The following is a 14036-nucleotide window of genomic DNA, read 5'->3' on the forward strand; positions in this document are numbered from 1 at the left end:
CAGGCAGCGTGCAGTGGCGGGCTTTGTGCCGTTGATCTGTCTGGGGCGTCGCAGCCGCGATATGATCCCTGCGCTCCCTGAGTAAAGATCCAAGTGCCTGACATGCTGCATGTTGGATCTCACGGCGCAAAAGGCGCGAAGATCTACTTGAAAACCTGTCTTTAAGTCTATGATTTAGATAAGATTTACCTCGTGAAATTTTCCGCTTTGAGACTGCCAGTCAGAGCGCTAGCTATCTGCCCTTGCCGCGCTATTTCTGTCAAAAATCCGTTGACACTTCAGATATGAAGTGGCTTTATATATGAAACGTCAGCCTTTGGGAGGAGGAGGATGATTCCAGCATCCACGCTGGCGCAGGAGGATTTCCTAGCGCAGAACAGCAAGATCACAATGCAGCTTCACGGGATTGGAAAATCATTTTCCGGGGTGAGCGTGCTGCGTGATGTGAGCCTTCAGATTTCAGGTGGCGAGATCCACACACTGATGGGCGAAAATGGCGCAGGCAAAAGCACACTGGTGAAGATCATCAGTGGCGTGCAGGGGCAGAGCTTTGGGGCCATTGAAATCGATGGGCAAGAGGTGCAGTTCAACTCGCCTGCTGAGGCCAACGAGAGTGGCATCGTGATCATGCATCAAGAGTTGAGCCTGATCCCGGAGATGACAGTCGCGCAGAATGTCATGCTGGGCCAAGAGCCGATGATTGGCGGTGTCATGGTGGACAACGGCAAGCTGCGTGAAACGGCCCAAAAGGCGCTGAAGAAGTTTGGCTTCTCTCTGGAAGTGGACACGCTGGTGAAAGACCTGCGGGTTGGCGAACAGCAACTGGTGGAGATTGCGCGGGCCTTGCTGATGGATGCGCGGCTTCTGATTATGGATGAGCCGACCAGTGCATTGTCGCAGGCCGAAGCAGATATCCTGATGGAGGTGGTGCGCGATCTGGCGCAGCAGGGTGTGGCGATTGTCTATATCTCTCACCGCATGGATGAGGTTTTTGAAATCTCTGACCGGGTCACGGTTTTGCGTGATGGTGACATGATCGGCACAACGCTGGCGGCGGATACGACACCTGAAGATCTGGTCCAGATGATGGTGGGGCGGTCTGTTGAAATCAAACCGGTGATCCGCCAGACGCCTGCCGTGTCAGAGACGGTTTTGTCGGTGCGAAATCTGAGTGCAAAGGCGGGTGGTCGTCAAGTTTTGGACGAGGTGTCCTTCGATCTGCGGCGCGGAGAAGTTCTTGGTATCGGTGGCCTGCTTGGTGCTGGTCGCACGGAATTGCTTGAGACGATTTTTGGGGCACGCGGTGACAGCTTTGCCGGGGAGATCCTTGTGCATGGCGAAAGCGTGCGACTGGCAACCCCGTCTGATGCTGTACGTCATGGTTTGGCGTTGATTACCGAGGATCGCAAAGGCAACGGGCTTTTGCTTGACCGCTCTATTGCGGACAATGTGATCTTGCCTTTGCTGCCGTTGAAGTCCCGCTTTGGTCTGCTGTCAAAAAACCGGCGCAATGCAGAGGCCGAAGATGCGATTGCGCGACTGCGTGTGGCGGCGAACGGTGTGGAGCACGTTGTGGGACGTTTGAGCGGGGGGAACCAGCAAAAGGTTGTGCTTGGCAAATGGTTGGCCACATCGCCGAGTATTTTACTTTTGGATGAGCCGACGCGCGGGATCGATATCGGTGCGAAAGATGAGATTTACGATCTGATTGGGCAACTGGCAGATCAAGGTATTTCAGTATTGTTTGCGAGCTCTGAAATATCTGAATTCATGGCGGTTTGTGACCGCATGATCGTGCTCTGTGACGGGCATGTCGCTGGAGAGCTGACGCGGGACGAGATGTCCGTGGACGCGATCAAAGACCTTTCTATGCAATTTGACCAAGCGTGAGCCGAGACATGAGTATGACAGACGCCCGTCCCCCTGCAACTCCCAAGCCTAGTGTCGAGCCAAAGGCTGATCGAAAATGGCTGTTACAGCTTTTGGACAAGACAAAACTTTACTGGGGCCTTGTGGCGCTGATCGTGTTTGGCGCGTTGACCTCGCCGCTCTCGTCCAAGGGCAACAATATCTTTCTGTCGCTTGGCAACCTGACGGATATTCTACGACAGGTTTCGGTGACAGGTATTGTTGCCGTTGGCATGACGCTGGTGATTTTCATTGCTGGAATTGATCTTTCGGTGGGGTCGATAATGGCGCTTGGCACAGTCATCTGCGCAATGCTGTTGACCCAGTCGGGTTGGACGGCTGCGAGCATGTTTTCCGTACCTGCGACCGGCGTGATTTTGTTTGTTGCGGTGGCTGCGCTGATTTTCTTTGTGCAATCGCAGATGCGTGCGGCAAGTACAAAAGATCAACCAAGCGTTCCCTCAAAGTTGCCCTCCATGGCGATTGGTCTGGTGGTGGCACTGGCCGCGATGTTGTGGCTTGGCTTGCAGGTTGATGACAAGTTCGGCGTGATGGGTGTTCTGATTGCCGTACCTTGCGTCGGCATCATCATGGGCACACTCAATGGCGCGCTGATCGTTTATGGCCGCTTGCAGCCCTTCATTGTGACACTGGCGATGATGGTGGGGGCGCTTGGTTTGGCGCGGGTGATTGCTGGACAGGATACCGCGGTTTACCCGGTCTATACCGGCAGCAATGCCGTGCAGGAATTTGACGTGCTGCGCAGCCTGCTGTGGGGCGTGGTGCCGGTGCCGGGGCTGTTTTTCCTCGCCATTCTCGCGATCTTCTTTGTGCTGACGCGTTTCACCACCTTTGGCAGCTATCTGCTGGCGATTGGCGGCAATGCGGAGGCGGCGCGTCTGGCCGGGATCAATGTGAAGCGCAACACCATTGTGACCTATGCGATTGCGGGCGGGCTGTCGGCGCTGGCGGGCATTCTTTATGTTGCGCAATTCCGGCAGGGCAAGCCGGATGCGGGCCTTGGGCTGGAGCTGGATGCGATTGCTGCTGTGGTGATCGGTGGCACTAGCTTGATGGGGGGACGTGGCGCGATCTTGGGTACCTTTGTGGGGGTGCTGATCTTTGGCTTCCTCAGCAATATTTTGCAGCTCAACAACATCGACAGCAACACCCAGCTGATTCTGAAAGGTGTGATCATTATTGCCGCCGTCCTGTTGCAGGAAGGCCGGATCGAAGAATTCCTCTCTGCGGTGAAACGCAAGATCCGTGGAGAGAAATAGCCTTGACCTCGCAGTTTGGAGGACCGGAGATCAGGGCATTTGCCAAACAGCCTACTGGCTGAACCATGACAAGGGAGAAGATTATGCAAAGAAGAACTTTCGGCAAGAGCCTATGCGTTGCGGCGCTCGCAGTTACAACCAGCGCGACAGCGCTGTTGGCAGCGGACAACTATGTCATTGGCTTTTCACAGGTGACAACGGTTGAACCATGGCGTGTGCAGTTCAACAAAGACCTGCGGGCGGAAGCGGCGCTGCATGATAATGTGGAGTTGTTGATTGCGGATGCGAATGACCGCACCGAGAAGCAGGTTGCGGATGTAGAAAACTTCATCCGTCAGGAAGTGGATGCGATCCTGATTTCGCCAAAAGAATCCGCGGGCCTGACTGGTGTTGTGGAACAGGCCACAGATGCGGGCATTCCTGTGTTTGTTCTCGACCGCAACGTGGACACGGATAAGTTTGTGCAGTGGGTCGGTGGTGACAATGAGCTGATCGGCCGCGCGGCGGGGCAATTTGCACTGGACAAACTCGGTGGTGAAGGCAGCGCGTCCGGCACCATCGTCGAAATCTGGGGTGGGCTTGGCACGCAAGCGGCGCACGACCGCGCAAATGGTTTCCATGAAGCGTTTGAGGGTGAAGCCGGTGTGAAATTCCTGCTCGATCAGCAGTCGGGCGATTGGAAGCAGGATCAGGCTTATGACATCATGTCCACAGCCCTGCGCAACTATGAAGATATCTCCATGGTGTATGGTCACAATGACCCGATGGCCTATGGCGCCTATCTGGCGGCCAAAGATGCAGGGCGCGCAGATGACATCCTGTTTATCGGCGTAGATGCATTGCCAGGTGAAGGTGTCACTTGGGTGTCCAATGGTGAACTGGCCGCGACATTCCTCTACCCAACTCCGGGTGCCGAAGGGCTGCGTCAGGCGCTGGCGTATCTTGGGGGCGAAAAGGTAGAAAAATCCGTTGTGATGGGCACAGAAGCGGTCACCGCTGAAAACGCCGACGATATCCTTAAGCGTAATGGCTTGAAGTGATCCCCGTGCGGCCCTTGACCTCCCCCAAGGGTCGACAAAGTCTGCGCAGGAGCTTATGGCTCCTGCGCAACTTGCTTTAAATTCCTGAGCTTAGCGACCGCCGTGACCGAGCCAATCAGCAGACTGCAAAAATACTCCGCACCGGCCCTTGAGAAGGGGTTGGACATTTTGGAGCTTCTGTCGCTGAGACCCGGTGTCGCACTGACACATGCAGACATCGCCAAAGGCATTGGCCGTTCAAAGAACGAGATTTTTCGGATGATGGTGGTTCTGGAAGAGCGCGGCTACATTTGCCGGGGCGAAGGGGATGTGTTTTTTCTTACACCAAAGCTGGGTGAGCTTGGCGGTGTCCGAAACCCGACTGGTCAGATGATTGATATTGCGCGCCCTTTGATGGCGCAGCTTTCCCAGAAAATTGAGCAATCCAATCACTTATGGGTCATTGAAGACAGTAAAATGCGGGTTGGTGCGGCTGCGAGTGCGGCTGGTTCTTACAGTCTTGCATTGAGCGAGGGGGTGCAAGCGCCGGTGTTTGGGTCTTCTGCTGGGGCGTGTTTCCTAGCGGGCTTGCCAGATGCAGATGCCCGTCTGCAAAAACTCGCCACGATGGATGAGTTTGTCGCGGCAGGTGCGTATGCGCCTTTTGATAAGGATGTCGAGGACTGCGCGCGCACGGATGTCTGTGTTCTCTCCCATGCTGAGAATGCCGGGATCGTGGAGATTTCTGCGCCGCTTTGGACCAAAGGTCGCACAAAAGTGGTTGGCGCGTTAAGTGTGCCTATGATCCGCAGCGGCGATCGCCCAAATGAAATTGGTGCGGTGGTTGCCGCATTGAAAGAGACCATAGAAGCCATTCGCGCGAAACTGGTTCTTTTGGCTGTCTTTGAGGAAGTCATCTAAGAACTGGATTTGGTCTTCTTATGGGGTGTGTTGTGTGATTAATCGACCCCACTGCATCTCATAGTGTCCCAAAGCTAAGCCCTGTTTCCACTCCAAAGCAGTTATCCCTGCTCCCGCCATGGGGGCTGAGATTGCGCCAGCCTCGTGATCGGTCACAGTGGTTATGCGCGGTACACAAGCACCGAACAGGATGCGTGGCGCACCACCCGCGCGGCAGTAGAGCCGAGCAGATAGTCAGACAAGTCGGGTTTATGTGACGCCATTACAATGCAACCGATGTCGTTGTCTGCTGCGTATTCCACAATCGTGCGATAGCTGTGACCGGTGACGATCACCGGTTTGACCTCCGGATGGGATGCGGTTTTTTCCCGCAATAGGTCCTTGGCAGTTTCAAAGCCCTGCTGCAGCAATTTTTCACCGAGAGCGGCTTTCGCCATGCTGTGCGGGGATTCGTAGACATGCAGAGCGATGATCTGACCGCTGGGCTTACAGAGCGCCTTGGCGGCTGCAAGTGTTTCGGGTGAAATGTCGTGATTGAGTGCCATGGGCACGAGAATTTTATCGTACATTGCCATCTCCTGTTTGCGGCCACTTGGTGTTCAGATCGGGCTTAATTCCAAGGGGTAAGTATGACTTTGGGCGCGGCCACTGTGCCTGCGTGCAGCTCTTCAAATGTGCGCACACCCGTTTCGAGCGTACGTTCTTCGAACCACTCCAATGATCCCAGACCTCCGGCAAAAAGTGCCTGTGCGGTGTCTTGAAAATCCTGGGAGGTATAGGTGTAAGTGCCAATAAAGGTCACTTCCTGAAGCGTCATGCGTCGAATGTCCAAACCGCCCAAGTCTTCTCCGAGGCCGATATGAGCGACCACGCCTCCGGGTTCAACGTGCGCCGATGCCGCAGCGCGTGTGGCCGCGATACCGACCGCGTCGATGATGAGCGGTGCAGCTCGTTCCGGTTTCGGCAGGATCTGTGCAGTACAATGGTCGCTGAGGAACTTGGCGCGGGCCGGGTTCGGCTCAACAATGTCGACCATTGGCAGCCCTTGGGCACGCAGGCTGAGGTAGCTGGCCAGCCCAATCGCACCTCCTCCGATGACCAATGCGCGTGGTTCCATGGCTGGATGCAGGGCTTCAAGCCCCAATCGCGCTGCGTGCCATCCCACCGCTAGCGGTTCTGCCAATGCCGCTTTACTAAGCGGGAATGTATCCGGGACAGTGACCAGATTTTCGGGAGGCAGCGCGACAAATTGTGCGAAGGCGCCTTCGCGCGGTGGCATGGAAATGATCTGTCGTTGCGGGCAAAGGTTCTCGCGCCCGGAATGACAGGCCGCGCAATTTCGGCAAGTCACCAGGGGGTTGAGTGTCACACGGCGGCCCTTCTCTGGGCCTTCTTCGACGATGCCTGCTGCCTCATGACCGAGGATCAAGGGGGCAGGGCGACGGCTGTCATGACCCAAGAAGGCGTGCATGTCTGAGCCACAGATGCCAACGGCCTCCACCCGTATCAGTGTGTCGCGTTCCTGCATGGCGGGCATGGGGACGTCTTGAAAGCGAAGCGTTTTGGGGGCGTCGTAGATGAGGGCTTTCATTTGGCGGTATATCCTCCGTCGACCATAAGGAGCTGACCTGTCACGTAGGCCGAGGCGTGAGAGCAAAGAAACAACAGGGGGCCGTCGATGTCTGTCATCTGTCCATTGCGTCCAATGCAGGTTTGGGCGGCATTGCGGGCAGCGCGGTCTGGATCTTCAAAGACGGGTTGGGTGAGCTCTGTCGGAAAGAAGCCGGGGCCAATTGCGTTCACGTTGATCCCATAAGAGGACCACGCTTCTGCCATCGCGCGGGTCAGCTGTGCAATTCCGGCCTTTGTGGCTCCATAGGCAATTCCGCCCGGGAAGGCGCGCGTGGTTTGCAAAGAGGCAAAATTGACAATCCGCCCCCATCCTTTGGCTTTCATGGCGGGCGCAAAGGCTTGGCTGACAAAGAAGGGCGCCGATAGGTTGAGAGCGAGGGTTTTGTCCCAGCCGTCGGCGGTGACCTCATCTGCGGATTGCCGCGTGTTGATGCCTGCTGCATGGACGAGGATATCGGGTGTGCCGAAGGGCGCAGAGACTGCATTTCTGAGATTGGAGAGGCCGTCACGGTTTGTCACATCAAACGCAACAAAACCCGACTTTTCGCCAAGCTCTTCGATCAGTGAGAGGAGTTCTGGTTTGCGACGGGCGACGGCAATGACATTAGCGCCAGCGGCAGTGAGTGCAATCGCCGCGCGGCGTCCAAGGCCAGAACTGGCGCCCGTGACACAGGCCGTTTTGCCCGTCAGATCAAAAAGCACACGGGGATCATCCATTGGCAGAGAGGTCGAAGTTTTCGCCTGGGAAGTATTTTGCGAGGCGCGCGTCGGCGGCGCGGGCGTGTCCTTCCATGCCTTCAAGGCGTGAGATGCGCGCTGTGGCCTCTGCAACAGGTTTTGATCCCTCACGCGTGGCCCGCTGCCAGGTTACGATTTTCATGTATTTGTGCACAGACAACCCGCCTGTGTAGCTGGCGGCGCGAGATGTGGGCAACACGTGATTGGTGCCGGCGGCCTTGTCGCCGTAAGAGACTGTGGTTTCTTCGCCCAAGAACAGCGAGCCATAACAGGTGAGGCGGTCGAGCCACCAATCAGGTTCTGCGGCTTGTACTGTGAGGTGCTCTGGGGCGTATTCATCGGAAGTTGCGGCCATGTCTTCGCGGTTGGCGCAGAGAATGACCTCTGCATAGTCGCGCCAAGCGGCGGAGGCGTTGTCGCGGTTCACCTCTGGCAGAGTGGCAATCAGATCGGGGACGCGGGTCAGCACCTCTTCGGCCAAGGCGCGATCATCGGTGACGAGCCACACCGGTGAATTGTAGCCATGCTCTGCCTGACTGACGAGATCGGTTGCGACGATGTGGGGGTCGGCGGTGCCATCTGCCAGGATCAGGCTGTCTGTCGGACCGGCGATCATGTCGATGCCCACGCGGCCAAAGAGGATGCGTTTGGCCTCAGCCACGAACTGGTTGCCGGGGCCGACGAGGATATTGGCTTTGGGCAGACCAAAGAGGCCGAAGGTCATGGCAGCAACCCCCTGAACGCCGCCCATCGCCAGAATACGATCAGCGCCGCAGATATGGGCGGCATAGGCGATGGCTGGGGCCACACCCACGCCGGGCTGTGGAGGGGAGCAGGCGGTGATGTGGCGACATCCGGCAACTTTGGCGGTGGTGACGGTCATGATCGCGCTGGCAATGTGGCTGTAGCGCCCGCCGGGGACGTAGCAGCCAGCCGCATCCACCGGGATCGCTTTTTGGCCGGTGATAAAGCCCGGGATCAATTCGGTTTCAAAGCTTTTTACCGTGCGTTTCTGCATTTCGGCAAAGCGGCGCACATTGTCGTAGGCAAACAGAATGTCGTCTTTGAGTTTGTCAGGCACCAGTTCAGATGCGTGATCAACATCAGCCTGTGTCATCAGGGTTGGGCCATCGTATTTGTCAAATTTGGCCGCATATTCCAGCGCCTTAGCATCGCCACCCGTTTCGATGTCATTGAGGATTGTCTTGACCGTTTCATGCACATCCGAGGCATCGGACTTCGGGGTCAGCGTTGCTTTCTTCAGATAGGTTCGGGCCATAGACGATGTCCTTTTGTGCGCAAGCAGGGTTATTGACCGTAGATGAAATTGGGCAGCCAGAGAGCGATTTGGGGGAAGAGGAAGATCAGGGTGAGGCCGATCAATTGGATCACCATGAACTGCATCATGCCGAAATAGATGTCGCGCAGGTCCCATTCCGGCACGACGCCTTTCAAGAAGTAGGCAGAGAGCGCCACAGGCGGGCTGAGCCAGGCTGTTTGCAGGTTTACGGCTACCAAGATCGCGAACCAGACCAGCAGATCATTGGTGTTTTCAAAGCCCAGATCAAGCGAGGTGACTGTGGGGATCAGGATGGGCACAATGATCAGCACGATGGGCACCCATTCCAGAGGCCACCCCAGCAGGAAGATCAGGGCCATAATCAACATGAGGATGAGCACGGGGCTCATGTCGAGCGACAAGAGAAGCTCGGTCAACATCTTTGGCGTGCCAAGGTTGGAGAAGACGGCGCCAAAGAAATTTGAGGCGGCCACCAAAAACATGATGAGCACTGTGATTTCCAGGCTTTTCAGAAGGGCCTCATAGAGACCGGGGATCGTGAATTTGCGGTACAGTACGGACAGTACAATCGCGCCGAACGCGCCGCAGGCAGAGGCTTCAGCTGGTGTTGCCCAGCCCGCGAGAATGGATCCGAGTGCGAAGGCAATCAGCACCGTGGGTGGCACAAGCCCCATGAAGAATTCATACCAAAGTTCAGAAAAGTAAAATCCTCCCGGTCGGGTTTTGTTGAGCCAGCCGTAGACGGCAAACATCACTCCAATCCACGCGCAGGGCACCACCAACGCGCCGAGCGGAAAGCCGAATCCCTCTACAAGGCCACGGGTGATGAGCCAGATCAAGAAAACCAACGAGGCCATCACCAGAACGACTTCGAGCAGGTAGTATGGAGATGTTTCAGGCTGTTCTTCTGGAGGCAGGATGGGGCCGAGATCCGGGTTCAGCCAACAACGGCCCAGCGAATAAAGTAGGTACAGTCCGGCGAGCATTATCCCGGGGATGATGGCGGCGCGGAAGAGGTCGGTCACTGGCACTTCGAGCACAGGTCCCATCACAATCAGCATGATGGAGGGCGGGATCAGAATGCCCAATGTGCCACCTGCTGTGATGGTGCCTGCGGCGAGGCGCACATCATAGCCGGACTTGTTCATCGTACGGGCGGCCATAATGCCGAGGATCGTGACCGATGCGCCCACAATGCCGGTTGCGGCGGCGAAGATAGTGGACACAAACAGCACCGCGATGAAGAGGGCGCCGCGGGTACGGCTCATCATCATCTGCACCGCTTGGAAGAGCCGCTCCATCAGGCCGGCCTGTTCCATCACGATGCCCATGAAAATGAAGAGGGGCACCGCGACCAGTTGATCAGAGAGCATCACCGAGTTGGTTTGCAGCGTCATCAGGAAGGTGGCGAGTTTGAAATTCGCGCCCCATGTGCCGAAGACAAAACCGAGGAAGATTAGGGTGAAGGAAATTGGGAAGCCCACAAAGATGGCAAACAGCATCACGGCAAGCATGATGAGGCCGATGGTGGGTTTGTCGATGCCCGGCCCGCTGCCAAAAATGCTTTCCCAGACATCACCAAGCGGCAGTACATCGGGGAAGAACACTCCCACGGTGACGACCGTGAGAACAATGGCATAAAACGGTAAGATCCGCAGGAAGATCCGTTCACGCTCTTTTCCCATCTGGTGAAAGGCGCGGAAGAGTTCCGGGAAACCTTGCAGAAACAGCAGTGCGGCGCCAACTGGCATGGCAAGACGCGCGGGCCATAAAATCGGGGCCCATGTGCTGTCTGCTGCGGTTTCATTCACCAGAAAAGCCTTCAGCCAGTATTCTGTTGAAACCCATGTAAAAAACAGCATCGCGGGCAGGTAGAAGGCCATGTAGAGCGTCGCATCGACTGTGGCCTGCGTCTTGGGGGACCACGTGCGATAGAGAAAGTCGGCGCGTATATGCACCCCGCGCAACAGCGCGTAGCCTGCAGCGGCCATGAACAGCACGCCGCCAATCATGCGGCTGATGTCATAGACCCACAGCGTCGGGCCAAGCCCCCAAGCGGTTGCGACACTGTGCATGCCGTTTTGCGTGAGGATCGCAAACAGATTGCGTGAGACCACTTCAAACACGATCGCGAGGATCAGTGGCAGCATCAGAAGGCAGATCAGCCGCCCCGCCCACATGTTCAGGATATCGATTGCCGCAGTGATCGGTCGCTGCCACGGCGTCATGTCTTCTGGCGTCTCACCTGGTTGTTCTGTGCGCCTTTCAGCGATCAGCTCATCGGTGATGTCGAGCTCGTCTGGTGTCACCTCTTCGGCCATCTGGCACGTCCCCGTTGAAAAGTATTTGTGTTTTATCGGTGTTGGTCTGCCCCGAGCGGCTTGGGGCAGACCAAGGTGTAATGCAGGTTTATTTCAGGCTGTCAGCAAACGCTTTTCCGAGGTTTGCGTTTGAAGTCTGCGCCCCTGCCCAGAACGGAACTGCGATTTCGGCAAAGTCTTTTTGGGACTGCCAGACTTCGGCGAAAAATTCATTTTCAGCCGCCGCTGCCTCAAGGGACGCCTGCGCCGCGGTCATATATTCGCTGAAATAGTCCGTTGGGGTATCATGCAGTTGCACGCCGTGGTTTTCTGTCAGATCCTTGAGCGCCTTGCCGTTCTCAAAAATGCGGTATGACATTGCCTTTGACAGGGAGGCATTGGCCGCCACTTCCAGGGCTTTTTTCTCTGTATCTGTGAGACCCTCATAGACATCGCCATTGATGTAGAGGTCTGCGTTCACAACCACCTGATGCAGACCCTGCAGGTAGTAGTGTTTCAGCACTTTCTGGAAGCCAAAGACGGAGTCTGGCTTGGGGCAGCACCATTCAGCGGCGTCAATTGTGCCTTTCTCAAGTGCGGGCAAGATGTCTCCACCGCCCATAGCAACGGCCGCCACGCCGATATCGCTGTAAGCTTTCCCAACCATGCCGGGAGGGGCGCGGAAGCGCAGCTTGCGGAAGTCGTCCATGGAGGCAATCGGTTCTGGGAACCACCCAAGCGCTTCAGGGCCAACCGGTTGCAGCATGAACCCTTTGACGTTTACCCCCATTTCGTCCCAGAGGCGGTCATAGAGCTCTTTACCGCCGCCATATTGAAACCAAGACATGAAAGCGATGTTGTCCAGTCCAACACCTGCGCCCGCGATTGGGGCCCCAAAGAGGTTGGCTGCAGGGTGCTTACCGCCCCAATAGTGGGTCCAGGCAAAGCCCCCCTCGATCAGGCCGCTGTCAACGGCATCTAGCGTTTCACGCACACCCACAACTGCTCCTGCGGGCAGAACTTCGATCTTCACAGATCCATTTGTCAGAGCGGCCACATCGGCGGCAAACTCATTTAGCATTGTCACTTCGTCTGCCTGTGCCGGGATCACGGATTGTACCCGGATCACCGTTTCTGCAAACGCCGCTGATGCGGTCAGGGCGAAGGTCGCAACGCCCACCGCAATGGATTTCAAATTCAGCATTTTAGTTCCTCCCTAGATGTTTGCCTCCTGGACTTGTTTTTGTCTCACCAAGGCCGAAGGCTTTAACCTGGCGGTGTCTTTGTTGGCATGTTGCCCTTCCTCTTTTGAAAACTGTGTCATGGGGTGACGTCCTCTAAGATGAGGTCGCTGGCCTTTTCGCCGATCATAATGGCGGGGGCGTTGGTGTTGCCGCTGACGATACGGGGCATGATGGAGGCGTCGGCCACGCGCAGTCTGTCGATGCCGCGTACGCGCAGACGGGCGTCCACAACGGCAAGAGGATCGTTGCCCATCTTACAGGTGCCTGTGGGGTGATAGATGGTCACTGCCGTTTTGCGCGCCCATTCCAGCGTGCCAGCTTCATCATCGTAGGCGATGTCGCGCCCAGGTGCATGTTCTTCTATGATGTGCGACTTAAGCGGTTCAGTTTGTGCAATTTTGCGTGCGATCTGAATGCCTTTGACGATGGTTTGGCAATCTGTATCGGTGGCCAGATAATTGGGGTGGATGGCTGGGTGGTCGTCCATTTTGGCCGACTTCAGCTCCAAATGGCCCGCACTTTCCGGGCGCAGTTGCAGGACGGACGCCGTGAAAGCAGAGAATTTATGGGGGCCTTCTGCCGGACTGTCCGCACTAAAGGGCTGGATGTGAAATTGGATATCAGGTGTTTCTAGATGCGCCGCAGTTTTCAAAAAACCGGTGCCAAGGCTCGCCGCCATTGTCATAGGGCCGCGCTGGGTTGCCGCATACTGCAGCGCAATTGCGGCCTGCTTGATAATATTGTTGGTCTCAACATTTATTGTGCTGAGGCGGGTTTTGAAAACCGGGCGGGCTTGCAGATGGTCTTGCAGGTTTTTGCCGACACCTGGCAGAGCGGTTTGGGTCGGTATGCCGTGCGGTTTCAAGGTCTCGGGATCACCGATCCCAGAAAGCATGAGGATATGCGGCGAGCCGATTGCGCCAGCGCTTAAGATAACTTCACCCAGCGCGGTTATGGTTGTTGGTTCGCCGTTGATGCGCACGCGTACGCCGGTCGCACGACCATTGGCGAGGAGAACTTTCTCTGTCTGGGCGTTTGTGAGAATTTCAAGATTGTGTCGGTGGCGCGCTGGGCCGAGGTAGGCCACCGCCGAGGAACACCGCCGCCCCCCGCGCATTGTAAGTTGAAAATACCCAACGCCTTCTTGATCTGCGCCGTTGTAGTCTGGGTTTCGCTGGTAGCCTGCGGCCTCGGCGGCATCGATCCAACGATCGACCACGTCACGTGTGAGGCGTGAGTTTTGCACCGAAAGCGGACCTGACGTGCCACGCAACCCGGAATGATCTGGTCCTTCCCACCGTTCTGAGCGCTGGAAATAGGGCAGGACGTCTTCCCATGACCAGCCTGTGCACCCCAGTTGCGCCCAGCCATCATAGTCTTGTGGCTGGCCGCGCACATAGAGCAAACCATTGATGGAGCTTGAGCCCCCCAGCACACGCCCGCGAGGCCACGGAATGCCGCGACCTGCGATGCCCGGATCCGGGGAGGTGTGATAGCACCAGTCGGTTCCGGGATTGCCCATGGTTCGAAAATATCCGACGGGAATGTGGATCCAAGGATTGGTGTCGCGTGGTCCGGCTTCGATCAAGGCAACGTTATGCCGCCCATCAGCTGAAAGCCGATTGGCGAGAGCGCATCCGGCCGAGCCGGCCCCTACAACGACGTAATCAAACTCCAAATTGCCTCCAAAGATC

Annotated in this window: 11 protein-coding genes; 4 read left to right on the forward strand and 7 right to left on the reverse strand. The window is 56.6% G+C overall.

Annotation, left to right across the window (positions count from 1 at the left end):
• Positions 1-330 precede the first annotated feature (330 nt).
• From PJL69_RS16580 to PJL69_RS16595, 4 genes are all read left to right on the forward strand, one after another.
• The gene (locus tag PJL69_RS16580; RefSeq protein WP_271310661.1) at positions 331-1890 is read left to right on the forward strand and encodes a sugar ABC transporter ATP-binding protein; all 1560 of its coding nucleotides are present in this window, start codon (positions 331-333) and stop codon (positions 1888-1890) included.
• Between the two features lie 8 nt (positions 1891-1898).
• Positions 1899-3188: an ABC transporter permease gene (locus PJL69_RS16585; RefSeq protein ID WP_271310662.1), complete on the forward strand. Its 1290-nt coding sequence runs from the start codon at positions 1899-1901 to the stop codon at positions 3186-3188.
• An 83-nt stretch (positions 3189-3271) separates the two neighbouring features.
• Positions 3272-4228 (forward strand): substrate-binding domain-containing protein, encoded by a 957-nt coding sequence (locus PJL69_RS16590; RefSeq protein ID WP_271310663.1) that lies wholly within the window; start codon positions 3272-3274, stop codon positions 4226-4228.
• 102 nt (positions 4229-4330) lie between these two features.
• Positions 4331-5128: an IclR family transcriptional regulator gene (locus PJL69_RS16595; protein ID WP_271310664.1), complete on the forward strand. Its 798-nt coding sequence runs from the start codon at positions 4331-4333 to the stop codon at positions 5126-5128.
• A gap of 161 nt (positions 5129-5289) precedes the next feature.
• On the opposite strand, the gene PJL69_RS16600 is transcribed toward PJL69_RS16595, so the two are convergent.
• From PJL69_RS16600 to PJL69_RS16630, 7 genes are all read right to left on the reverse strand, one after another.
• Positions 5290-5697: a universal stress protein gene (locus PJL69_RS16600; protein WP_271310665.1), complete on the reverse strand. Its 408-nt coding sequence runs from the start codon at positions 5695-5697 to the stop codon at positions 5290-5292.
• A 41-nt stretch (positions 5698-5738) separates the two neighbouring features.
• Positions 5739-6719: a zinc-dependent alcohol dehydrogenase gene (locus tag PJL69_RS16605; RefSeq protein WP_271310666.1), complete on the reverse strand. Its 981-nt coding sequence runs from the start codon at positions 6717-6719 to the stop codon at positions 5739-5741.
• Positions 6716-7477: an SDR family NAD(P)-dependent oxidoreductase gene (locus PJL69_RS16610; RefSeq protein WP_271310667.1), complete on the reverse strand. Its 762-nt coding sequence runs from the start codon at positions 7475-7477 to the stop codon at positions 6716-6718. The genes PJL69_RS16605 and PJL69_RS16610 overlap by 4 nt, the downstream gene beginning before the upstream one ends.
• Entirely contained in the window at positions 7470-8777 is a 1308-nt protein-coding gene (gene hisD, locus PJL69_RS16615) for a histidinol dehydrogenase (protein WP_271310668.1), read from the reverse strand. The genes PJL69_RS16610 and hisD overlap by 8 nt, the downstream gene beginning before the upstream one ends.
• 29 nt (positions 8778-8806) lie before the next feature.
• The gene (locus tag PJL69_RS16620; protein ID WP_271310669.1) at positions 8807-11119 is read right to left on the reverse strand and encodes a TRAP transporter large permease subunit; all 2313 of its coding nucleotides are present in this window, start codon (positions 11117-11119) and stop codon (positions 8807-8809) included.
• 88 nt (positions 11120-11207) lie between these two features.
• On the reverse strand, positions 11208-12302 hold the full coding sequence (locus PJL69_RS16625) for a TRAP transporter substrate-binding protein (RefSeq protein ID WP_271310670.1): 1095 nt from the start codon (positions 12300-12302) through the stop codon (positions 11208-11210).
• A gap of 116 nt (positions 12303-12418) precedes the next feature.
• A complete protein-coding gene (locus PJL69_RS16630) occupies positions 12419-14020 on the reverse strand; it encodes a GMC family oxidoreductase (protein ID WP_271310671.1) in 1602 nt (533 codons plus the stop codon).
• Positions 14021-14036: the final 16 nt, after the last annotated feature.

This window comes from Shimia sp. MMG029 (genome assembly GCF_027947445.1).
Lineage (GTDB): Bacteria > Pseudomonadota > Alphaproteobacteria > Rhodobacterales > Rhodobacteraceae > Shimia.